Genomic DNA, 22321 nt, shown 5'->3' on the forward strand with positions numbered 1-22321 from the left:
AAATATTTGTCAAAAACGCGGTTTTTTTGCGATTTGGGACGCCGAAATGCAAAAACGTGCTATGGTATACGTCCAAGGAGAAACTATGAAAGCGTCCCGCGTTTTGTTGATTGTGGTCCTATTCGTCACCTCGCTTACCTTCGGCGTGCTGTACGTCTACCGTTACGTTTACCAGAAGGATCTTTTGCCCAATACGGCCTCGGTCAGCCGTACCACGGCGGACGCCGCCGCGGCTACCGACGTAACGCCCCAACCCGTCGTGCCCGCCGTCACCTACAGCGTTTTGCCGCGGCTCTCTTATACCTACGACGGGGTTACGGTAGGCGTGACGGGGACGAAGGGACGGGAGGACCTCGTGGATTACTACGCCTTTGGCGGTCACGTCTTTGCCATTCTCTCCACCGATACGGATGGGGAGGATTATCGCGCGGAGGGGCGTTCGCTGGCCGTCGCCCGCTTCGACACCCAATGCACCCTGGTCGATACCGTTACCCTGCCCAAATCCGTGGGCTACGCCTACCTTGCCGCCTGTATGTACGACTACGGCCTGTTGATAGCGGCGGTCTCGGCGAGTGACGTGCGCGTGTGGAGCGTCAGCGTCAACCTCGCGGTGCGCACGACCGCCTATCCCTACGTATGCCAAGCGGGCGCGATGATTTACGCCGAAGGGGGCGCGGTGCTCGCGTTGTCGGGGGATAAACTGCACCTGCTTTCGGTGGACGCGGATTTGGCGACGAGGTGGTATCACGCCGTTCCCGTCGGGAGCGAACGCGTGGTGACCGCTTACGCGGTGGGGAACGTCTACGTCGTTTTGACCACCGACGCTTCGGCGGGGAGCGCCTACACCTTCGACAAGTCGGGCTACCGCACCCGCTCGGTGTTGCCCGCCATAACCGCCGTGACGCCGTACGCGTCGGGCTACGCCGTCGCTTCCCAAAAGGAAGGCGCGCTGTGCTTTTTTGACGCGCATTTCACGCGTACGGGCGCGCTACCTATATCCGCTCGCGGGAATACCTACCTCGCGGCCTACGACAAGGGCATACTGCTGACGGTGGGCACGGCGGGCTATCTCTTGTGCAATCACGGGGACGTGCAGTACACATTTGCGCTGCCCGAGGGGGTGAACGCGCCGCCTGTGTATTGGGGCGACCGCTTTTATTTTGCAGCCGCCGAGGGGGCGACCGCCGCCGTCTACGCCTACAAGCCGTACACCGAGTCGCCCGTCGCCGTGGCGTCCTACGTGGGCGCGGCTTCGCCCCGTATATGGCCCATGGACGGCTATCTCTATTGCCTTTGCGCGTCCGATTTCGACTACGGCTATTACGCGGGCAGTATCGGGGGCAGGGACGTTTATTTGCTCAAAAGTCCGCTCGCGTGGTAGGCACCCTGCGCAGGGCGGCCGCATATACTGTGGCGGGAGTACGCTCTCCGTTCGTTCGATATATCCTCTATGCGGCTGTGCCGCGTAATAAAAAACCCGTGACGCCATAACGTCACGGGTCTCTCTCATAGAGAGAACTATTTGAGCGAAGCGATACGCTCGTCCAACTTGGCCATCTTGTCCAAATTGAGGGCAAGCGCGGCTTTTTCTTTTTCCACCACGGCTTGGGGCGCTCTCGCAACGAAGCCCGCGTTGGCGAGCATACCTTGCGAGCGGTCGATCTCCTTTTGCAACTTGGCTTTTTCGGCCTCTAAACGCGCGATCTCCTTGTCGGTGTCCACGAGGTCGCCCAAGGGGATATACAACTCGGCGATGGTCGTCACTTTGCTCGATACCTTTTGGGGTACGTCCTTTTTGTCGATGAAGGTGATGGACTCCACGCCCGCCAACTTTTCCACGTACCTGCGGCACTTGTCGATGGTCTTTGCCTCTTCGGTGACTACCATAAGGTGCACCTTCTTGGAAGGTGCAACGCCCACTTCCGCACGCACGTTGCGAATGGCGGACACGATCTCCATCACGCCTTCCATCTGCTTGGCGGCCTCGCGATAGGCGTATTTGCGGTCGGCTTTGGGCCACGGCTCGCGCATGATGGTCTCGGCGGCGCCGGGCAGATTGCGGTAGAGGTACTCGGTGACGAAGGGAATGTAGGGGTGCAGGAGTTTGAGCGTCTCGGACAAGACGTACACCAGCACGCTGACCGCGTCGCGCTTGGCCTCGGCGTCCTCGCCGTACAACACGGGCTTGACCAACTCGAGGTACCAATCGCAGAAGTCGCCCCAAACGTAGTCGTACAGTTTGCCCGCCGCGATGCCTATCTCGTATTTGTCGAGATTGCGGCTGACCTCGCCGATGACCTTGTTGAGTTTGCCGAGAATCCACTTGTCGGCCATGGTCTTCTTGACCTCGTCGATTGGCTTGACCTCTACGCCCTCGGCGTTCATCATGACGAAACGGCTGGCGTTCCATACCTTATTGATGAAGTTGCGGCAGCTCTCGATGCGGTCCTTGGAGAAGCGCGTGTCCGAGCCGGGCGCGATGCCGTTGGCAAGGGAGAAGCGAAGGCCGTCCGCGCCGTAGTTGTCGATGACTTCCAGAGGGTCGATGCCGTTGCCGAGGCTCTTGCTCATCTTTCGCCCCTGCTCGTCGCGCACGATGCCGTGAATGAGCACGTCCTTGAAGGGCACTTCGCCCATATTCTCCAACCCCGAGAAGATCATACGCGCCACCCAGAAGAAGATGATATCGTAGGCGGTGACCAATACGCTGTTGGGGTAGAAATAGTCCAAAGAGGGCGTCTTTTCGGGCCAGCCCAACGTAGAGAAGGGCCACAAGGCCGAACTGAACCAAGTGTCCAAAACGTCTTCGTCCTGGCGGAACGAGGTGCAACCGCACTTGCATTGTTTGGGCGCTTCCTCGGCCACGTAGGTGGCGCCGCAGTCCGCGCAATAGTAGGCGGGAATGCGATGCCCCCACCACAGTTGACGGGAGATGCACCAATCCTTGATGTTGCACATCCAATTAAAGTAGATTTTGCTGAAACGGTCGGGTACGAAACGCGTCTCTTTTTTGCGCACGGCCTCGATGGCGGGAGCGGCCAAAGGCTCCATACGCACGAACCATTGACGGCTGATGATGGTCTCGCCCGTCGAGTGACAGCGATAGCAGGTACCCACGTTGTGGGTATAAGGCTCTTTTTCGACCAGATAGCCGCCCGCACGGAGATCTTCCTCTATGCGTTTGCGCGCTTCGAAGCGGTCCAAGCCGGCGTAGGCCTCGACCACGTCGTTCATCGTGCCGTCGTCGTTCATCACGCGAATGACGGGTAGGTTGTGGCGCTTGCCGACCTCGTAGTCGTTGGGATCGTGCGCGGGCGTGATCTTGACGGCGCCCGATCCGAAGTCCATCTCCACGTATTCGTCGGCAACGATGGGAATGCGTTTGTTGACGAGGGGCAGAATAAGCTCCTTGCCCACGAGATCTTTGTAGCGGGGATCGTCGGGGTGTACCGCCACCGCCGTGTCGCCCAACATGGTCTCGGGACGGGTGGTCGCCACCACGACGCCGCCTTCGCCGTCCGCCAAGGGATAGCGAATGTGCCAAAGGTAGGAGGCTTGCTCCTGATATTCCACCTCGGCGTCCGACAGAGCCGTCTTGCACGAGGGACACCAATTGATGATGCGGTCGCCTTGGTAGATGAGCCCCTTGTCGTAGAGGTTGATAAACACCTTGCGCACGGCCTTGGACAGGTTGTCGTCCATCGTGAAGGCCTCGCGATCCCAATCGCACGAGGAGCCCAGCCGCTTCATTTGGGTGACGATGCGGTTGCCGTATTGCTCTTTCCAAGCCCAGGCGCGTTTGAGGAACCCCTCGCGCCCCACTTCCTCTTTGGACAGCCCCTCTTTGCGCATGGCTTCCACTATCTTCACCTCGGTGGCGATAGAGGCGTGGTCGGTGCCGGGGAGCCACAGCGTTTCGAAGCCTTGCATACGCTTGTAGCGTATGAGAATATCCTGCAAGGTGTGATTGAGGGCGTGCCCCATGTGCAGTTGCCCCGTAATGTTGGGGGGCGGCAACACGATGGTAAAGGGCTTTTTGTCGGGGTTGGGTTCGGCGTGAAAATACTTGTTTTTCAGCCAAAACTCGTAGATGTCTTTTTCGAATTCTTGCGGTTGATACGTCTTTGGAATGTCCATATTAGTCCTCGTCTGTGGTGTTCGGTTTTGCCTCGGTCGATCCTTCGGCCTCGGTCGTTTCGGTCTCTTCGGCGGTTTCGTCGGTGTGCGCGGCTTGCTCTTTCAACTCTTCGCGGCTTTCGGTTTTTTCGCTGGCGTTGTTGAAGTAGTCCATGCGCATATTCTCGGCGTTCTTGATATTCTTCACGCCGCCCAACTGCGTGAGAATGACTTTGGTGTAACTGCCCGCGGCGATATAGCCCAAGACCGTGCCTACGCACAAGAAGGCGAACGCCGTCCAGAAGAGGGATTTGCCCAAAGCCATGGCGGTCTCGACGTTGTTGGCGTCGAACCAACTTGCGATCATACCGTACTCTTTGATGCCGCTGAAGGTGGGCGTGTAGGCCGCGCCCAACGTGCTGAGGATAATGGCGATGGCCACCACCAACGCGGCGGATTTGCCCCAATAGTTGGCCTTGCCGACGATATTCTTGTTGACGAGCATACCGGCGCAGACGATTTGGTACAACTCACGGATGCCGATGAGGACGGGGAAGAGCCAAAATACGTTGCCGTTGACCGTGAGACAAATGACGGCCATCAGTTGCAGTAGCTTGTCCGCCAATGGATCCAAGGCCGCGCCGACGGCAGATTCCATATGGAATCTGCGGGCGATCTTGCCGTCGAATACGTCCGTGAGGGAGGCGAAGGCGAAGATGGCCAGCGAGATATACATATAGGAATATGCGTTGATGCCGCGAGCCGCCGCTTCCAATCCTCTCGGCGTCAAAAAGAACGCCAAGGCAAAGGCGGGCACGCAGAGCAGACGAATATAGCACAATATGTTGGGAATATTCAACAATTCTTTCTTTGTGAACGTCAACTTCATACGATAATTCTCCTTGTTTTGTATTCGGATTATTCCTATTCTACAACAAGCGGGCGAATAAAGCAATTAAATACGGATATTTTTTAGTTTTCGCGTGGTCGCGTGGAAAAAGATTGTTTATGGTAATAAGTTAGAATTATTTTCCGTCGGTTTTTTCGTTTGCGGTAGGCGCGCCCCGACGGGCTTTCCTCGCATTTTGCGTTCAAACGCTTCTCGAAAAACGATTGTCGTAATCGGAGCGTGCGCTTCGTCGGGCGGAAAGCCGCGCACTTTTGGGGGAGGGTGAATAGACTATAGTATGACGAACAAGGAGGTATTATGAGAAAATTTATCGTCATTCTGGCAATTATTTGCTTGCTGGCCACGGCGGCTTTGTCGGCGGTGGCTTGTACGAAGAAAGCGGACAACGTGATAAGGTTGTCCGAAGTTACGCATTCGGTGTTTTACGCGCCTCTCTACGTGGCTATCAACTTGGGGTATATCGCGGACGAGGGGTTGGAATTGGAACTATCCAACGGCGGCGGCGCGGATAAGGTGATGACCGCCGTGTTGTCCGGACAGGTGGATATGGGCTTCTGCGGCCCCGAGGCCGTCATCTACGTCTACAACGAGGGGCGGGCGGATTGTCCGCAGGTGGTTGGGCAACTGACGCGCATGGACGGCAGTTTCATCATCGGCAGAACGGAAGAGGATTTCGATTGGGCGACGTCTTTTAAGGGCAAGGAGATCATCGGCGGCCGAAAGGGCGGCGTGCCCGCTATGGCCTTGGAGTATTGCCTCAAAAAGAACGGCTACACCATCGGCACGGACGTCACCTTGAATTACGACGTGCAGTTCGACCTTATCACGGCGGCCTTCGAGGGCGGCGTGGGTGACTACTGCACCATGTTCGAGCCTGCGGCGTCCACCTTCCGCCAGCAGGGGAAAGGCTACGCGTTAGCCTCGGTCGGCAAGGAGTGCGGGGAGATACCCTACACGGCGTTCTGCGCCACCAAGAAGTACCTGAAAGACAACGGGGACAAGGTAAAGGCGTTCTTGCGCGCCGTCAAAAAGGGCGTGGATTACGTGGCGACCAAGTCGGTGGACGAGGTGGCGGCGGCGGTGGCGCCGTCTTTTGCGGGCGTGGACGTGGCGCTCATCAAAGAGGCCGTCCGCAACTACCGCGATATAGGCGCTTACGTCACGGATATGCACCTCAACGCGGCGGCGTTCGAGCGGTTGCAGGACGTCATCGTCGAGGCGGGCGTCATGACCAAGCGGGCCACCTACAAAGACGTGGTCGATATGGGCTACCTGTCCTGATGGGTAGCCTCGCTTTGGTGGGCATATCCCACACCTATCATTCTAAGTACGGCGAGACGTCGGCCATAGAAAACATTAACCTAAAGGTTAATGACGGCGAGTTTTTCGGCATCGTGGGGCCGTCGGGCTCGGGCAAAACCACCCTTCTCAGCATTATGGCGGGGGTGCTGACGCCCTCCGCCGGCTCGGTGCTGTTGGACGGCCGCCCGCCCGCCAAAGGGCAGATTGGCTATATGCTCCAACGCGATCAACTGTTCGAGTGGCGCACCATCCTGCGGAACGTGACGTTGGGGTTGGAGATAGCCAAAAACAAGACGGACGAAGCGAAGACCTACGCCGAATATTTGCTCGAAAAGTACGGGTTGTGGGAGTTTCGCGATCGCTTCCCGCACGAGTTGTCGGGCGGTATGCGCCAGCGGGCGGCGCTCATTCGCACGATGGTGCTACGCCCCTCGGTCATCCTGTTGGACGAACCTTTTTCGGCGTTGGATTACCAGACGAGATTGTCGGTCGGCGAGGACGTGCACGCCATCATCAAGAACGAGGGGTTGACCGCCGTGTTGGTGACGCACGATATATCCGAGGCCATCGCGCTGTGCGACCGTGTGGCCGTGCTGACCAAGCGCCCCGCGACCGTCAAAACCGTGCTGGACGTTCCCCTGACCGCCGAGAATACGCTGGACCGACGGGAGGAAGCGGGGTATGCCTTGTTATTCAAAAGAATTTGGAAGGAGTTGGAGGTACGTGAAGAAGAACTACGCAAAGAAGAAAACGTGCTCGACCGAGCATCGTCGGTTTCTGCGTCGCCGAAACCGCAATAGAATTATCGTAAGAGTGACGCAAGTGGCCCTCTTGGGGCTGTTCGTCGGGCTGTGGCAACTGTTGGCGGACGTGGGAGCGATCGACGTGTTCATCACGTCTTCGCCCCAAAGGGTGTGCCAGACCTTCGCAAAACTCGCCGAAGGCGACTTGTGGCGGCACGTCTGGACGACGTTGTACGAGACCACGCTGAGTTTCGCGCTGTCCTTCGCCATCGGTACGACGGTCGCGGTGCTACTGTGGTTCAGCGAGACCGTGCGGCGGGTGATAGAGCCCTATCTCGTCGTGCTGAACGCCTTGCCCAAGATCGCCCTCGGTCCCATCATCATTATTTGGGTGGGGGCGGGCGTCAAAGCCATCGTCGCCATGGCCATACTTATCTCGGTGGTCATCACCACCATCAATACCCTGACGGGGTTCGTGTCCGTCTCGGAGGAGAAAATCCTCTTGATGCGCACGTTGCACGCCACCAAATGGCAGACGTTGTGGAAGTTGGTCTTCCCGGCGAATATTCCCACCGTGATGAGTTGCCTCAAAGTGAGCGTGGGCATGAGCTGGGTGGGCACCATTATGGGCGAATACTTGGTGAGCAAAGCGGGTTTGGGGTACCTCATCGTCTACGGCGGGCAGGTCTTCAATCTCAGCCTCGTGATGTGCGCCACCGTCCTACTGTGTCTATTGGCGGCCGCAATGTATCTCGGCGTCGCGCTGTTGGAGAAAGCAGTCAATCGCAAAATAGGACAATAAACGGGAGAGCGAAGGACGGGCCGCAAAACGTCATACGAGGGCCTATCGGGGCGCGTGCGCCTCGGTATGGCCCCGTTTTTTTTGTGCAATCTCGCACTTTTGAGCGCAAGGCGTCCTTGCGGCGGTCGGGGAAAAAGGAGAATAACAGCGCGAAATATCTTAAAATATTAAGAAAATTTAATAAAATTACTTATTTTTTTTGTGCAAATACTATTGTTTTTTTGCTGTACAAAATGATATAATTCTTACATATAAGGCTTCAAAACCTTTCAGATATAGATGTTTCCCGTGGGCTTGTTCTCACGGTTGTATATATAAATGCGACTCGGTCGCGACCATTATGAGCAGAAATTTGTCGATTGTCGAGTGCTTTGATGCCGCCGCAGCAAAGGCGTATCTCAAGCGCTCCCGTATAGAGTTTATTATTTGGGTGGTATCTTTTGCCGTGCTTACGGCATTAGCGGTTTCACTATTTGCGGTTTACGGCGTTAAAACGTCCTCGCGGACGTTGTTTTTGGCGTTGGCGTTGACCTTCGCCGCGGTGGACGTGGGCGGTATCGTGGGCGCTACCATGTCGGGCGTGCGGTATAGCCAGGCCAAGCGCACGGTGCTCGACAGCGCGGAGTATATTCGCGAAGTCGCTTCGCTGCGTGCGTCGGCCGCTTACGACGAACTGTCCAAGGACGCAAAAGAGGTGATTTTCCGCGCGGAAGGGTTCTATTTCAACGATATCGACACCCCCTACCAAATGCGCGTCATCAACGGCAATTCGTTCAGTTCCAACTACCAGATTTCTTTGTTGTATGCGGACGGCAACTACCTCGTCTACAGAAGCGCCGTGTTCAGCCTGACGGGGCAAGAAGAGCGGGTGTTGAACGGAAGTATCCCCTTCGACAAGATAACCAATATCGGCATCATCAAGGCCAACGGTATCGATCTGTTTTGCTCGCAACTGAAGATCGTGTTCGGCTCGCAATGTATGTTGTTTGCGTTGAACAGCACAAGTGACTACCTAAAAGATTTGGACGCGTTGCAAAACCTCGTCTTCCGCGAGGAGGTATAACGGAACGCATGGCAACCTTCCCATAGGGAAGGTTGTTTTTGTATAAATCGCACGATTTGTCGGTTTGTGGCCGTGCGTTCGCGCAAAAAAACGCGTCGGCGGGGCGAAAAATCGCGCGATACGTCAATGGGATAAGGAGGGAAAAAGGATGACTATAGACCAAGAAAAATTGCAAAAATCCATCGACTTCGTGGAGGCTTTGGCGCGGGGCTGTAATCCTTGCGACGGTGAGTACGTGGAGGACGGCGTCCTGAACGACGTGTGCTGGGATTGATATGATCGTCGCACGCAGTCGGGTGTGAGGACGGTAGAGCGCGTACGCGACTGCCGTCGAATCGGCGCAAACGAACGAAACTCGCTTTGACAATGCCTCTATGAGGCATTGTTTTTTCGTCGCGGGGCATAAGAAGCGTTGCGAGGGGCGGGCGCGTATTCGGCGTATCGAGGGATTGCGGCTACGCCGACGGGGTAGGGCGCGTCACTCTTTGACGACCTTTTTGATGATGACGACGGCGATGGAAAGAAGCGCGTTGACAGCGGCGAAGACGTAGTAGTACGCTTTGACGGGCGACCACACGGCAAGCCCCAAAGAGAAGACGGCGGAAAGGGCGAAGAGCGCCGAGTGGCGAAGGGATAAGGAGCCGAGCCACGTTTTGAAGTTGGGCCTATTTTTGGCGGGGAGCGGGGCGAACGTGACGCCAAGCCGAAAAAGGCGGCGAAGTATCTCCTTGGGATGAATAATTATTAATTTTTCGGCGGATCCGGAGAGAATGGACAGGGCCTTGCGGTCTACGTCTACGGCGGCCACGACCATGGTCACCCTGCGCGGTTTGAGCGCGCGATACAGTTTGGCCGCCCATTCCTCGCCCACCTTGCCGTACCCCAAGGCGTTGACGATGAGTTTGCCGTCCGCATCGTAGTATGCGTCGGGGATAGGGGGCGCGGTCGGCGAAGAGTCACCCTGCGCCGCGGTTGTTTCGTCGTGCGCTTTTCGGTCGGGAACGGACGGAAGCGAAGTGGCGTCGGCCCGTTCGGCGGGCGGAAAAATGCGTTGGAGATAGGCGGTGCTCAAAGTCTTGCCTTCGAGCAACAATAGGTCGGTGAATTGGGTGAGCGGAATGCGTTTTTGCCTATAAGGCAAAAGGCGGACGAGGGCAAGCCCCGCCGCTATGCCCAAAAGGGCGAAGACGAGCCCCCATAGAAAACTGTCGGTTACGTATGCGCCGAGCATATACAGTAGTGCCGCCACGGAAAGAAAGACGGCGATGCGGTCGTTGATGCGTGCCATATCCACAGTATCGACCTTTTTGAATTGACGTATGCTCTTTTTGCAAAAGGTATTGAAATAAAGCGTAAAATGATATATAATATGGCTATGGGACGTGAAGTGTTCGAGAGAATAAAAGTAGGCGTGTTCGGCGGGGCGTTCGATCCCGTGCACAACGAGCACGTGCGGCTGATGGAGACAGTGATAGAGCGGCTGGGGCTCGAAAAGTTGGTGCTGCTGCCATCGGGCAACGCGCCGCATAAACGAACGGGCACGCCCTTCGACAAGCGGGTGGCTATGCTCGAGATAGCGACCGCGCATATCCCCGAGGTGGTGATAGACACGGCGGAAGAACGAGTGGAAACGCCCACCTACAGCTCGGAAATGCTGCCGAGATTGCGGGAAAAATACGGCGACTTCGTGCACGTCATCGGGGGCGACAGTATCGTCGCCATGCCGACCTGGCATCTGCCGCAAGAGGTGATGCGCTATCCCACCGTGGTGGTGGCGAGAGGCGCGGTCGACGAAACGCTCGAAAAGGCGGTGCGGTATGCAGAGGTGACCTATAAAGCGGACGTCTTGGTGCTGCCCGTATGTCTCGATGATGTGAGTTCCACCGCCATTCGGCTGGCCTATCGCGTGGGCAAAACGCCCGATGGGCACGACCTTGCGGAAGGGCAAAAGGCGTGGGACGATGGCGGGTATTATCCCATGCGAAACGGGGTGTGCTACGGCGTGCATAACTACATTCGTAGTTATGGTTTGTACGACGAGTACCACGCTATCGTCAACGAAGTGCCCCGCCATATCTCCCAAGAACGGTGGGCGCACAGTCGCGAGGTGGCCTTGATGGCCGTGCGGCTCAACGGACAACTGCACCTGCCCGAAGATAAGGTGATAACGGCGGCTCTGTTGCACGATTGCATGAAGGGGGCGACGCACGTCTATCCCGCCGTGCCCGCGGACGCGAGGCAACCGGGCGTGCTGCACGCCTTTAACGGCGCGGAAGAGGCAAGATACCGCTACGGCGTAGAGGACGATGAGATATTGGCGGCTATCCGCTATCACACCACGGGGAGAGCGGGAATGAGCGATCTCGAAAAACTCATTTACCTCGCCGATTACTGCGAGGCGACGCGCACCTTCGAGGACGCCGCCAAAGTGCGGGAGGTCGCCTTGGCGAATTTTGAAGAAGGATTCGTGCTGGCGGTGAAGAAGACGCACGACCACGTGCACGAAAAGGGCGGCGAGATATGCCCCTATGGGGACGAGTGTTATAGGTACTATTGCAAGGAATAGCCTTGCGGGGAAATCCATGCGCCAAGGCGCAGTGAATTGCGGGCTTAGCCCGCGTGAATTGCGCAAAGCGCGTGAATTGATGCCCATTCGGGTATCGTGAATTGCACCTACGGTGCGTTGTGGACTCGCCGAAAGGCTCGTATAATAGCGTGCTACGCACGAATGATAACGCCCGAACGGGCGAATTTGATGCCAAAGGCATCAAGAAGGAGAAAAAATGGATTTGATGAACTCTAAAGAATTGGCAAGGAAGATCGCGGAGACGTTGGCGGATAGACATATCACCAATATCGTGACCATTGACGTGAGCGAAAAGACCGCGGTGACCAACTACTACGTGGTGGGTACCGCGAGAAACGCGACGGTCGCCAAAACCGCCAGCGATTATTTGCAGGATAAGTTGGAGGGGGAGAATAAGGACGGTATCTTCGCCGCCGGTAAGGAGGGCGAACGCGAAGGACGGTGGATCGTGCTGGATTATGGCTTGGTCATCGTGCATATCTTCCATACCGACCTACGGGATTTCTATGACTTCGAGAAGTTGTGGGCCGAGCCCGACGGGAGCAACGTCGAACGATTTATGACCGTGTAGGGAACCAGCCCGTGCACGCCTGCGGCGCCGCGATCGCTACTTGCGCTCGACAGACGGTTTGGGTGCGTAGGACGGGTCAACGCGTTGTAGAAAAGTAAATAGATGCGTTCGCCTGCGGCGAACGGATATGGACGTACGCCATAGGCGTACGTTTTTTTTGCGGTGACGACGGTCGCGGTTTGGCGGCGCGTGGGCGTATGAACGACGTAGAAAAAGGGAAAACTGATAGGAGAAGGATAGTAGCGTATGATGGTGATAGAATGTGCGGCGGAAATGGAAATACCCATCGCGCATCCCGACGTGGCGGCGTATCAATGCGCCATGACGGACGAGGGGGTGGTGGTGGCCGTGGTGCTACGCCCCGTGTACGGGCGGAACGAGCGGCAACGCGTGTTGCGCGAGGTGGCGCAGTCGGTGCGGCAATATTTGTCGCTGGGGTTGGCGGACGGCTTCGGGCGTGCGGCGGTCTCGGTCAAAGACAGACGAAAGAAAGTCATTCTGGACGAGGAAAGGGATAGTTCGCTACGCTCGAATGCGGACAATGCGCCAAGTGAGCATTGCGCCGTGGACGGCGCGGAGCGGTTGCCTGTCTACGTGTGTGCGGACGTGCATATTTATCAAGAAATATTGCATAAACATACGATAGATATTGATGAGATAAAAGGGCGAACGAGTTGCTTTTGTCTGGAATAAATCGAGCGAAGTCGCCACGCGTAAGGGACGCGGGCGTGGAAAAAACAAGGGTGACCGAACGAACGGTCACCCTTGTTGATGAAGGGAAATAACTCAGGATTCTTGGGGTTTGACCTCTTCCATCAACTCGAATACGATGGCGGACAACTCGTCCTTGTCGAATAGGGTGGGGCAGGGATAGAGGGGATTGGCCTCGGCGTCCGCGCGTTTGACGATCTCGGGAATGTCCGCTTCGTTGATGGCGAATTTGCCGCCGATCTTTTGGGGGATCTGCATCTCGGCGTTCATCGCTTCGACGCGGGCTATGAAGGCCTCGGCTTTGGCTTGGTCGTCCTTGCCTCCGATGCCGACCACATCCGCCAACTCGGCCAAGCGCTTGTAGGCGCTCTTGCCGTAGGCTTTGAGCATGGTTGGCAAAATGATGCTCATCGCCAAGCCGTGGGGAATGTGATAGAAAGCGCCCAAGGCGTGACCGATGGCGTGTACGTAGCCCACGTAGGCGCGGGTGAACGCGCGACCGGCAAGCATGGCGGCGCGTTGCATATTGCCGCGAGCCTCCAAGTTGGTGCCCTCGTGGTAGGCGGTGAGAATGTTGTCGAAAATGAGTTTGACCGCGTCAACGGCGTCGCGCTTGGTGTCCCGCGTGTTGGACCGACCGATGTAGGCCTCGACCGCGTGCGTAAGCGCGTCCATGCCCGTAGTGGACGTGATGTGCGGGGGAAGTCCCACCGTAAGGTTGGGATCCAATACGACGTAGCCGGGGATGAGGCTGGGATCGTTGATGGGATACTTCTCGTTTTTGTCGGGGTTGGAAATGACCGCCGCCAAGGTGACTTCGCTGCCCGTGCCCGCCGTGGTGGGTACCGCGTAGAAGGGGGACAGTTTTTTGTTGATTTTGAGAAGACCTTTCATCTGCTCGACCGACTTCTTGCTGACCGAACGCGCCGCGATGATCTTGGCGCAGTCCATGGGCGAGCCGCCGCCTACCGCCACGACCACGTCGCATTGGTTGGCTTGGTATACCTTGAGCCCGTCCTCGATGCATTGAATGGAGGGATTGGGCACGACCTTGTCGTATAAGGCGTATTTGACGCCTTCCTCTTCCATTTTGGCAAGGAAGGGGGGCAGGACGTTTTTGGACAAAAATTCATCCGTGACGACCAGCACGCCCGCGGCCTTGCGCTCTTTGAGAAGAGCGGGCAAGCGGAGAAGACTGTCCGGCCCTTCGATGACCTCGGCCTTGCGCCAAGGCATCATAAACTCCGCGACGTACATCACGCGTTGATAGGTTCTGCACCAGCATTTTCGTAAAGCGTTCATAACGACCTCCGTAAATATTTGGGAAATTAACTACATTTTACCACAAAAATCCGCGTTTGGGTAGAGGGAAACGAAAGTTTTTTGATAAAAAACGAAGGATAAGCGGTCGAGAGAAAGAAATTGCGAGGAATGTGGCGGGAACGGTTGCAAGAGAAGGGGGAAAGTGATATGATAGAGGTACCTTGAGGCGAAGTGAAAGTCTTCACCGGCGGTATAGGCCGCTAACGCCGCTACTTGCGGCGCCGAGTGGGTGCAATTCCCACCCCGACGGTATAGTCCGGATGGTAAAGGAATAATACGCAACGTTATTCCGCCCAAGAGGCGGTTTTTTGATGGCCGCCGAAGGAGACGCGTATGGAAGAAGAAAAGAAAGAGAACGGGGCCGCAGTGAGGGAGGAGAAATCCGCTCGGGACGCGAGCCGGAGAAATCCGCTTGAACCGCAAGCGGGAGAAATCCGCTCGGAATGCGAGCCGGAGAAATCCGATTTTCGTCGGGGCGCGGACGCACCGAGCGCGAATGAAATGGAGACGCCCGAGGCAAAAGGCATAGAATCCGAGCCAAAGAAGGGAAAGAGAAAGCGGCGGGAATATACCAAGAAGATAGCCGTGACGGGCGTGTTTACGGCGCTGTCCTACGGGTTGTACCTCTTGGGCAAGTTTTGCAAACTGCCCTTTATGTTTCCGTCCTTTTTCGACTTGCAATTCAGCGAGTTGCCCGCCCTCATCGCGGGGTTTATGTTCGGCCCTTTGTGGGGCGCGGCGATCGTCGTGCTGAAATGCCTGTTGAAAATGCCCCTGACCTCTACCGCGTTCGTGGGAGAGGGAACGGATATTATTCTCGGGCTGGCGTTGGTGGTGCCCGCCGCGCTCGTGTACCGCAAGTATAAGAATATACGCGGCGCCGTCGTGGGCGTGGTGATCGGCAGCCTCGCGCTGACGGGGGTGGCCGTACTCGTCAACCGCTTCGTGAGCGTGCCTTTCTATATCCGCTACTACTTCGGCGGCAACGAGGCCGTGCTGGTGAAGATGCTGACGCCGCTCTTCCCGAAAATCACTTGGGAAAACTTCTACACTTACTACCTCACCTTGTCGGTGGTGCCTTTCAACCTCTTGCGGTGCTTGTTGATGTGCTTGATGACTTTCGCAGTGTACAAGAGATTGTCGAGGCTCATAAAGAAGTGGGTGAGCGCGTAGGGCGCGAGATACCGCTATGCGGTACGTAAAAGTGAATTGACGGCGTTCGCCGTCGTGAATTGGCCTGCGGCCGTGAATTGAAGTCTTGCGACTTCGTGAATTGCACCTGCGGTGCGTTGTGGACGCGCGGGGCGCGAGATAGGAGATAGTTGCCGAGGGCAACCGCGAGATACCGCTAAGAGGGGCGAACCCCCTGTGGGATTGGAGGGATACCGCCGTGGGCGAAGAGAATAGACGAATGGAATACGTGTCGAGAAGCGTGGAAGAAACGTATAGGATCGCCGAAGTGCTGGCGAAGAGCCTGTCGGGGGGAGAAGTCGTTCTCCTCGACGGGGATTTGGGCGCGGGAAAAACCACTTTTGTCAAGGGGCTGGCGAAGGCGCTGGGCGTGGAGGACGTGGTGACCAGCCCCACCTTTACGTTGATGAACGAATATAAGGGCGACAAGTTGTGGCTGTATCACTTCGATTTGTACCGCCTGGACGAGGAATCGGCGGCGGAGATGGGCTTCGAGGAGTATTTCCATAGGCCTGACGCGGTGTGCTGTATCGAGTGGAATAAAAACGAATGTTTTTGGGGAAAAGTGATAAGAGTTTGTGCGAGATACGCCGAGGGTGAAGAGAACGGAAGAGTGTACGTAATAGAGTGAATTGACGGCATTCGCCGTCGTGAATTGGCCTGCGGCCGTGAATCGAAGGCTTGTGCCTTCGTGAATTGCGAATGAGTGGGGAAATAGGAGTTGGGATAATGAGTAAGATATTGATAGTGGATACGTCGGTGAGGAGTACGCTCCTTGTGGCGGAGAACGAATGCGCGGTGAAGGTGATCGACAGAGTGCCCGCCGCGGGCGAGAATACGTCCAAGAATATCATTCCCTTGGTGGACGAGGCGTTGGCTTCGGTCGGCTTGACGATGGGGGATCTGGACCTCGTCGCGGTGGCCGTGGGGCCCGGCTCGTTCACGGGGTTGCGCATAGGCGTGAGCGTGGTGAACGCGTTCGGCACGACGGGCGTGAAACTGTTGGGCGTGAATTTGCTCGAAATGCTCCTCGAGGGCGAAGATGACCAAACGACGGCGGCGCTCCCGTCGAGAGCGGGGTATTGTTACACCGACAAAGGGGAGATGAGCGTGGAAGAAGTGGCCGCCCTCGATAGGTCGGTGGGCGTGGAAGGTACGGGCGCGAAAACCGTGCTTGGGCGCGAGGCGTACGCGAGTCGACTGCATACCTACGTAATAAATCACGCGGGGGAAGCCGCGACCGAGCCCGTGGCGCCGTTGTATCTCAAAAAGAGCCAGGCCGAAAGACTGCGCGAGAATAGAAAAGATGGAGATTGAGTTTCGGCAAGCCGTGAGGGGGGATCTGGAAGAGTTGCGCCGCATAGAAGAGGCGTGTTTTTGCGACCCCTGGACGGAGGATATGCTGGAAGAGGAGTTGCGGACGCCGCATAGCAAGTACGCATTGATGATCGTGGACGGCGAGGTGGCGGGCTATTACAGCTATATGCACATATTGGACGAGGCGCATATACTGAATGTAGCCGTCCTGCCCGCGTATCAAGGCAGGGGGTTAGGTAGCCGAATGATGGCGCATCTTCTCGCCGATTTGCCCGAGGACGTGGCGGCCGTGACGCTGGAAGTGCGCGAAGGAAACGCGGTGGCTAGGCATCTGTACGAGAAATGCGGATTCGTGGCCGCGGGTATCCGTCCCAAGTATTATATGGACGGGGAGAACGCCGTCATTTATTGGTACCGAAGGAGTGTAGACTGTTAGCGCACGTCCGTTTGGGACAAGGAAAAGAAATACTGTATTTGCATGGTTGGGGTTGTACGAAAGAGGTGTTTGCCTTGCGGGAAACCCCATCTTTTTGTTTGACCGCCGTGGATTTCTACGGATTCGGCGAAAGCCCCGCGCCCTCGGTGCCCGTGGATCTGCAATACTTCGCGGACGGGGTGGACGAGGTGATGCGCCGCTACAATATGGAAGACGTGGTGGTGGTAGCCCATTCCTTCGGCGCGCGGGTGGCCGTGCGTTTGGCGACGCAATCTACGCGCATAGCGGGGTTGGTGCTGGTGGGCGCGGCGGGTATGAAGCCGAGGCGCACCGCGCGGTATTATCTGCGCATCGCAAGAGCCAAGTGGTATGCGCTGTGGGGATTGCCCCGCCCGCAGGGAAGCGCGGACTACGAAGCTACCTCGGGCGCGGAACGGCGGACTTTTGTGAACATCATCCATACCTATCAGGAAAAAGAGGTGCGCGAAATACGCGTGCCCGTCCTCTTGGTGTGGGGGACGGCCGATAGGGAAACGCCCCCGTATATGCTACGGCGGTACGAGCGACTGCTACGGAATAGCCGAACCGTGCTATTTGAGGGGCGGGGGCATTTTTGCTTTGCGGAAGAGCCGCAACGATTCGACGCCATCGTGAAAGAGTTTGCGCTGTGCACCACCGCGGGGGAGAACCCCTCTGCGGAATGCGGTGAAATCCGAGGCAATGCCTCGGGAAAAATCCGTTCTGCCGCACGGGAGAAATCCGCTCTGACCGCGAGCGGGAGAAATCTGCCTGCGGCGGGAGGCGGACGCCCCGATGGGGCGAACGATCATTCGCTGCACGAAGGTCGCGGCGCAAATGGAGAAGAGGGCGAGTCATGAGGATCGCGGCGGTATTGGTGAGTTACGCGCTGGCGGTCTTGGCGTTGGCGCCCTACCTCGACGGGGTGCAACGGAATAGGTATAAGCCGCTCGGGCGTGTGCGGAAAGGTTGGCCGTGGGTGGACCTTGCCATTGCCGTGTACGCCCTCGCGTTGAGCGCGTCGGCGTGGTTGTGGTGGCCCGACGAGAAGTGGGTGGGCGCGTATGTCTTGGCCGCTTTTCTGCCCGAGACCGTGTGGCTGGCGGTGCGGATAAAGGGGGTACGTCCGAGGCTATCCGCGCGTTTTTGGCGATTGTACGCGGTGGCGGCGGCGCTATTGGCGGCCCCGATGGCGTGCGCGCTCGTCAAAGCCGAATACGTCTATTGGTGGGGCGTGTGCGGGACGATGGGGTACCTCGTGGCGGCGGTGGCGGCGGGAATATGCTATCCCTTGGAAACTCGCCGTAACAGACGATTTGAAAAGAGAGAAGCCGAGACGCTCGCCAAATCGAACGCGTGCCTTATCGGGGTGACGGGCTCGGCGGGCAAGACCACGGTGAAGCGGTTGATCGTATCGGCCCTCGGCGAAGGGGCTTACGCCACCAAAGGAAATTACAATACGCCCATAGGGATTGCCTTGTCCATTCGCGAAATGCCCGCGGGGACCAAGTGGTTCGTCGCCGAAATGGGGGTGGGAAAACCCGACGATATGAAAGAGTTGCTGGCGTTGTATCGCCCCAAAGTGGGGGTGGTGACCTGCGTATTGCCCCAGCACACCGCCAAATTCGACCGCGTGGAGGACATACGGCAGGAAAAGTGCCGATTGCTGGACCAAGTGGAGTGGGGTATATGCCATACGTCCGTGGGGTATCCCGCGCACGCGACCTTCGGCGAGGGGGGCGATTGGTGGGCGGAAAACGTGCGATTGGACAAAGAAGGCGTGTCCTTGACCGTGTGCAATCGTCGGGAACGGGCGGACGTGCGCTTGCCCTTGCCCGGACGGCAAAACGTGGATAACGCCCTGTGCGCCTACGCCGTGGCGCGACACCTCGGCGCAACCCCCGAAGAGATACGGGCGCGGTGGGCGACGGTGAAAGGAGAGCCGCACCGCCTGGAAGTGAAGAAGAACGCGCGCGGCGTGTGGATAGTGGACGACGGGTACAACTGCAATATACGGGGCGCGGAATACGCGTTGGAATATCTGCGTCTGTACGAGGGGCGCAAAGTGGTGGCGACGAGCGGCATTGACGAGAGCGACGACAAGTTGGGGCTCAACGTGCGCTTGGGTGAGATGATCGCGCAAACGGCCGACGTGGCGGTGATCGTGGGCGACCGATATGAAAAGGAATTGCGGCAGGGATTGGGGGGATACGTGCCCGTCTATTCGGTGCCGAATACCGAAAAAAGCGTGGCCTTGTACGCGGGATTGCTGCGGGAAGGCGACGTGCTGTTGATCATGGCCGATTACAAGGAATAGGAGGTAAAATGCGGAATATTTTGATGGTGTACGGCGGAAGGTCGTACGAACACGACGTGAGCGTGATAAGCGCCGTGCAGATAGGCGAATTGTGGACGGGTGAAGACCGCTTGGTGCCCGTGTATATGCGCGAGGGCGAACTGTGGCTGGTGAAAGACTGGAAGAAATACGCCGCCTATACGGGCAAAGTGAAAGGCAAGAGGGCGACCTGGGCGAAGGGCGGCCTGAAAGTGGGCGGCACCTATCTTCGGGCGGCGGCCGCCTTGCTCGTGACGCACGGAGGCGAGGGAGAGGACGGCACATTAGAGGCGGTGCTCGATTATTATCAAGTCCCCTATACCGCGTGCGATACCCTCACGTCCGCCGTGTGTATGGATAAGATATGGTGTAAGCGCGTGCTGGCCGGGTTGGGCTTCCCCGTTGTGGATGGCGGCGAGGCGAAAGAGGGCGTGACGCCCCCTTTGCCCGTGGTGTGCAAACCCGCGAGATTGGGCTCGAGTATAGGCGTTGGGGTGGCGCGAACGGAAGAGATGTACCGCAACGCGTTGGCGCAGGCCGCCGCCTACGACGATAGAGTGCTGTGGGAACGCTACGTCGAAGGGGCGAAGGAATATAATCAGGCCGCTCTTTGGGACGGGAACGAAATACGCCTGAGCGCCATTGAGCGTCCCGCCTATGGGGGCGATACGTACACCTTTGGGGAAAAATATATGCGGGAGTGCGCCCACGAGTTGCCCGCGGCGTTGGCGGACGAACTGCGGGAGGAAATAGAGAAGACCACCCGCGAAGTGTACGGGGCGCTCGGTATGCGGGGCGTGGTGCGCGTGGATTACCTCTACGACGGAGAAAAATTGTACGTCAACGAGATCAATACCATCCCCGGCTCCTTGTCTTTCCGCTTATTTGCGGCGGTGGGAATGCCCGTCGCGCGGTTGACGGAAGTGCTGGTGGAGAACGCGCGGTGCGCGAAAGAACCCAAGGCAAAATACGGGGAATTGCTGGGAGAATTGGTGGGAACGTACAAGTAGAGAGGTGAGGCGAGCGCCTTTCTCTCTACCGTGAGATCGTCGGCAGAGCCGATTCTATACTTTCGACGAAAGCGAATAGGATATATCGCTATGCGGTGCGAGATAGCAGAGGGAAATTGCGCTACCGAAAGCGGGGGAAACGGGTGCAAGGTGCGGAAAGTCGTCCAAAGCGAAGCTTAACGCGCAAATCGTATTGCGTGATGGAAAAAGAGGTTACCGCGTGACGGAAACTTCGACGGAAGAGCGGGAAACGCCGTAGCAGACCTTGTCTGAAACGTAGTAGACGGCGTCTACGAAAAACTTGCGGTTGGCGTCGTCCACCATAGACGAGGACGTGACGGGATAGGTGAGGGCGGGATCTGCGAAGCGCACAAACACGTAGTATCCCGCGTCGTCGGTGGGGAAAGGCCGATTCTTCTCGGCGTTTTGGGTGTCCTCGACGCGGTAGACCATTTTCGGCTCCGAACCCGTGGTGCGCCGCATCAAAGTGGCGATGTCCGCCGTGGTGGTGAAGGTGCCGTTGGAATAGATGGAAACGCCCGAATTGATTTGGTCCAACGCCGCCTTGGCCATGGCGAAATAATTGCGCACGGCGTCTTTGTTGTTGTTGTCCTTGACCGACTTGGCAATGCCGATGACGGCGGAAGTGACCGTACCTGCCAAAATCGCCATAATCGCAATGACTACGACGAGTTCGACGAGGGTGAAACCTCTGCGGTGCAAGTGGGCAAGATAACGTTTCATACCGCTTATTGTAGCATAAAAGCGAATTATTGTCAATATAGGTGATTTGCACTTTGTCTTAAAAGGTCTTAAAAGTGGGGAATGCGGCGAAAACGCCGCTTTTTTTTGGTTGAACGGACGCGGAAACGGGCATACTTCTCTCGATGAGAAGAAGATGGACGGGAAGAGCGAGTAGGGTTTTGTGCATAGTGGCGCAGGGGGTACTTTTGGTGACGTGCGCCACGTCTTTGGCCATGATGAGCGCGGGAAATTGGCGTGAGAAAACGCAAGAGCCGGAAGAGGATACGGCGGCGTTTTTGCCCGTGCCGAAAGAGGACGCGGGCGATATCGTTTGGCCCGAAAAAGAAGAGGACACGAAGGGGGACGACGCGGTGACCGAGAGGGAAGAAGACGGAAAAGAAAACGCGCAAAGCGAAGTGGACGGAGAGGAGAAAAAGGCGCGGGACGGCGAGACGGGAAAGACCGAAACCGCTACGGTATATAAGGCCGATTTGCGACTGCCCGTAGAGGAGCGGGTGCGGGTTTTGTTGTCGAAAACCCCTATACGTACGGGGGAAACCGTGAACTATGCGGCGCTGCTGACGGGGGAAAGGCTCAGTTGGAGCGTGCCATACGCGTTGATACGCTTCGACGAATTGGCATATATCTATTGGGAAGCCATGAAGGCCGAGGCGCCCAAGATGAAAGACGCCGCGTTGACCGCGGTGCGCGCCGCGCTCGACGGGGAGAATTTGACGTTGGAATTGACCGTGGATATCAAGGTGACGAACAGACTGCTGAAGGCGTTGATGGGCTCGGACGAGGAGCGCGCCAAGGTCACGCTGGAAACGCGGGTGGCCGACGGGAAAATCACCGTCCAAGGCGTGACGGCGGCGGGGAGTAAGGCGTACAAGGAGAGTATGCTGAAACTCGGCTCGGACTATTTGTTCGGCACGGAAGATTATTTGGGTTACGTGCGGGAAACCGTGGCGAACGTGGGCAGGTCGCTGGGCGAGGTGAAAGAAGCGTCGAGCGTGCGGTACGGCGTGGTGGTGTGCGGGCGCGGATAGACCCCGAAAAACGGTGATACGCTTTGCCAAAGGCAAAAGCGCGATTATCTTGCCCGTGGAAAGCCGTGATATTCGCTTTGCGAGTTGCGGCGG

The 22321-nt window shown here is 57.3% G+C and carries 21 protein-coding genes and 1 riboswitch; of the genes, 16 read left to right on the forward strand and 5 right to left on the reverse strand.

Features of this window, described 5'->3' with window-relative positions:
- The first annotated feature begins 85 nt into the window (after positions 1-85).
- The gene (locus tag II896_05990; protein ID MBQ4444183.1) at positions 86-1381 is read left to right on the forward strand and encodes a hypothetical protein; all 1296 of its coding nucleotides are present in this window, start codon (positions 86-88) and stop codon (positions 1379-1381) included.
- 137 nt (positions 1382-1518) lie between these two features.
- On the opposite strand, the gene II896_05995 is transcribed toward II896_05990, so the two are convergent.
- Both II896_05995 and II896_06000 read right to left on the reverse strand, forming a co-directional pair.
- Positions 1519-4137 (reverse strand): valine--tRNA ligase, encoded by a 2619-nt coding sequence (locus II896_05995; GenBank protein MBQ4444184.1) that lies wholly within the window; start codon positions 4135-4137, stop codon positions 1519-1521.
- Between the two features lies 1 nt (position 4138).
- The gene (locus II896_06000; protein MBQ4444185.1) at positions 4139-5005 is read right to left on the reverse strand and encodes a CDP-alcohol phosphatidyltransferase family protein; all 867 of its coding nucleotides are present in this window, start codon (positions 5003-5005) and stop codon (positions 4139-4141) included.
- 318 nt (positions 5006-5323) lie between these two features.
- Between II896_06000 and II896_06005 the strand changes: the two genes are divergently transcribed.
- The 4 genes from II896_06005 to II896_06020 all read left to right on the forward strand — a co-directional run bounded on the left by II896_06005 (position 5324) and on the right by II896_06020 (position 8936).
- A complete protein-coding gene (locus tag II896_06005; GenBank protein ID MBQ4444186.1) occupies positions 5324-6307 on the forward strand; it encodes an ABC transporter substrate-binding protein in 984 nt (327 codons plus the stop codon).
- A complete protein-coding gene (locus II896_06010; GenBank protein ID MBQ4444187.1) occupies positions 6307-7128 on the forward strand; it encodes an ABC transporter ATP-binding protein in 822 nt (273 codons plus the stop codon). Before II896_06005 ends, II896_06010 begins: the two co-directional genes overlap by 1 nt.
- The gene (locus tag II896_06015) at positions 7010-7873 is read left to right on the forward strand and encodes an ABC transporter permease (GenBank protein ID MBQ4444188.1); all 864 of its coding nucleotides are present in this window, start codon (positions 7010-7012) and stop codon (positions 7871-7873) included. Before II896_06010 ends, II896_06015 begins: the two co-directional genes overlap by 119 nt.
- Before the next feature lie 340 nt (positions 7874-8213).
- Positions 8214-8936 carry a hypothetical protein gene (locus II896_06020; GenBank protein MBQ4444189.1) on the forward strand — a complete coding sequence of 241 codons (723 nt, stop codon included), beginning with the start codon at positions 8214-8216 and terminating at the stop codon, positions 8934-8936.
- Positions 8937-9414: 478 nt separating this feature from the next.
- Here the strand turns inward: II896_06020 and II896_06025 are convergent, their stop codons facing one another.
- On the reverse strand, positions 9415-10224 hold the full coding sequence (locus II896_06025; GenBank protein ID MBQ4444190.1) for a hypothetical protein: 810 nt from the start codon (positions 10222-10224) through the stop codon (positions 9415-9417).
- An 87-nt stretch (positions 10225-10311) separates the two neighbouring features.
- Here II896_06025 and yqeK point away from each other — a divergent pair, with 87 nt between their 5' ends.
- The 3 genes from yqeK (at position 10312) to II896_06040 (ending at position 12787) form a co-directional block, all read left to right on the forward strand.
- The gene (yqeK, locus tag II896_06030) at positions 10312-11502 is read left to right on the forward strand and encodes a bis(5'-nucleosyl)-tetraphosphatase (symmetrical) YqeK (GenBank protein MBQ4444191.1); all 1191 of its coding nucleotides are present in this window, start codon (positions 10312-10314) and stop codon (positions 11500-11502) included.
- 226 nt (positions 11503-11728) lie between these two features.
- Entirely contained in the window at positions 11729-12094 is a 366-nt protein-coding gene (rsfS, locus tag II896_06035) for a ribosome silencing factor (GenBank protein MBQ4444192.1), read from the forward strand.
- A gap of 246 nt (positions 12095-12340) precedes the next feature.
- Positions 12341-12787: a hypothetical protein gene (locus II896_06040; protein MBQ4444193.1), complete on the forward strand. Its 447-nt coding sequence runs from the start codon at positions 12341-12343 to the stop codon at positions 12785-12787.
- 93 nt (positions 12788-12880) lie between these two features.
- On the opposite strand, the gene II896_06045 is transcribed toward II896_06040, so the two are convergent.
- Positions 12881-14107 carry an iron-containing alcohol dehydrogenase gene (locus II896_06045; protein MBQ4444194.1) on the reverse strand — a complete coding sequence of 409 codons (1227 nt, stop codon included), beginning with the start codon at positions 14105-14107 and terminating at the stop codon, positions 12881-12883.
- Between the two features lie 174 nt (positions 14108-14281).
- A riboswitch (FMN riboswitch) is annotated at positions 14282-14404 on the forward strand.
- 57 nt (positions 14405-14461) lie between these two features.
- Here II896_06045 and II896_06050 point away from each other — a divergent pair.
- The 7 genes from II896_06050 (at position 14462) to II896_06080 (ending at position 20435) form a co-directional block, all read left to right on the forward strand.
- A complete protein-coding gene (locus II896_06050; protein ID MBQ4444195.1) occupies positions 14462-15301 on the forward strand; it encodes an ECF transporter S component in 840 nt (279 codons plus the stop codon).
- A 238-nt stretch (positions 15302-15539) separates the two neighbouring features.
- The gene (tsaE, locus tag II896_06055) at positions 15540-15950 is read left to right on the forward strand and encodes a tRNA (adenosine(37)-N6)-threonylcarbamoyltransferase complex ATPase subunit type 1 TsaE (GenBank protein MBQ4444196.1); all 411 of its coding nucleotides are present in this window, start codon (positions 15540-15542) and stop codon (positions 15948-15950) included.
- Between the two features lie 98 nt (positions 15951-16048).
- Positions 16049-16636, forward strand: coding sequence for a tRNA (adenosine(37)-N6)-threonylcarbamoyltransferase complex dimerization subunit type 1 TsaB (gene tsaB, locus II896_06060; protein ID MBQ4444197.1), 588 nt, complete (start codon positions 16049-16051; stop codon positions 16634-16636).
- Entirely contained in the window at positions 16626-17072 is a 447-nt protein-coding gene (gene rimI, locus II896_06065) for a ribosomal protein S18-alanine N-acetyltransferase (GenBank protein ID MBQ4444198.1), read from the forward strand. The genes tsaB and rimI overlap by 11 nt, the downstream gene beginning before the upstream one ends.
- A gap of 65 nt (positions 17073-17137) precedes the next feature.
- Positions 17138-17950: an alpha/beta hydrolase gene (locus tag II896_06070; GenBank protein ID MBQ4444199.1), complete on the forward strand. Its 813-nt coding sequence runs from the start codon at positions 17138-17140 to the stop codon at positions 17948-17950.
- Positions 17947-19407 (forward strand): UDP-N-acetylmuramoyl-tripeptide--D-alanyl-D-alanine ligase, encoded by a 1461-nt coding sequence (locus II896_06075; protein MBQ4444200.1) that lies wholly within the window; start codon positions 17947-17949, stop codon positions 19405-19407. The genes II896_06070 and II896_06075 overlap by 4 nt, the downstream gene beginning before the upstream one ends.
- An 8-nt stretch (positions 19408-19415) precedes the next feature.
- Positions 19416-20435, forward strand: coding sequence for an ATP-grasp domain-containing protein (locus II896_06080; protein MBQ4444201.1), 1020 nt, complete (start codon positions 19416-19418; stop codon positions 20433-20435).
- A gap of 213 nt (positions 20436-20648) precedes the next feature.
- Here the strand turns inward: II896_06080 and II896_06085 are convergent, their stop codons facing one another.
- Positions 20649-21179 carry a type II secretion system protein gene (locus II896_06085; protein MBQ4444202.1) on the reverse strand — a complete coding sequence of 177 codons (531 nt, stop codon included), beginning with the start codon at positions 21177-21179 and terminating at the stop codon, positions 20649-20651.
- 143 nt (positions 21180-21322) lie between these two features.
- Here II896_06085 and II896_06090 point away from each other — a divergent pair, with 143 nt between their 5' ends.
- Entirely contained in the window at positions 21323-22228 is a 906-nt protein-coding gene (locus II896_06090; protein MBQ4444203.1) for a hypothetical protein, read from the forward strand.
- Positions 22229-22321 lie beyond the last annotated feature (93 nt).

It is taken from the genome of Clostridia bacterium, from assembly GCA_017394805.1.
Taxonomy (GTDB): Bacteria; Bacillota; Clostridia; order Christensenellales; family CAG-1252; genus RUG14300.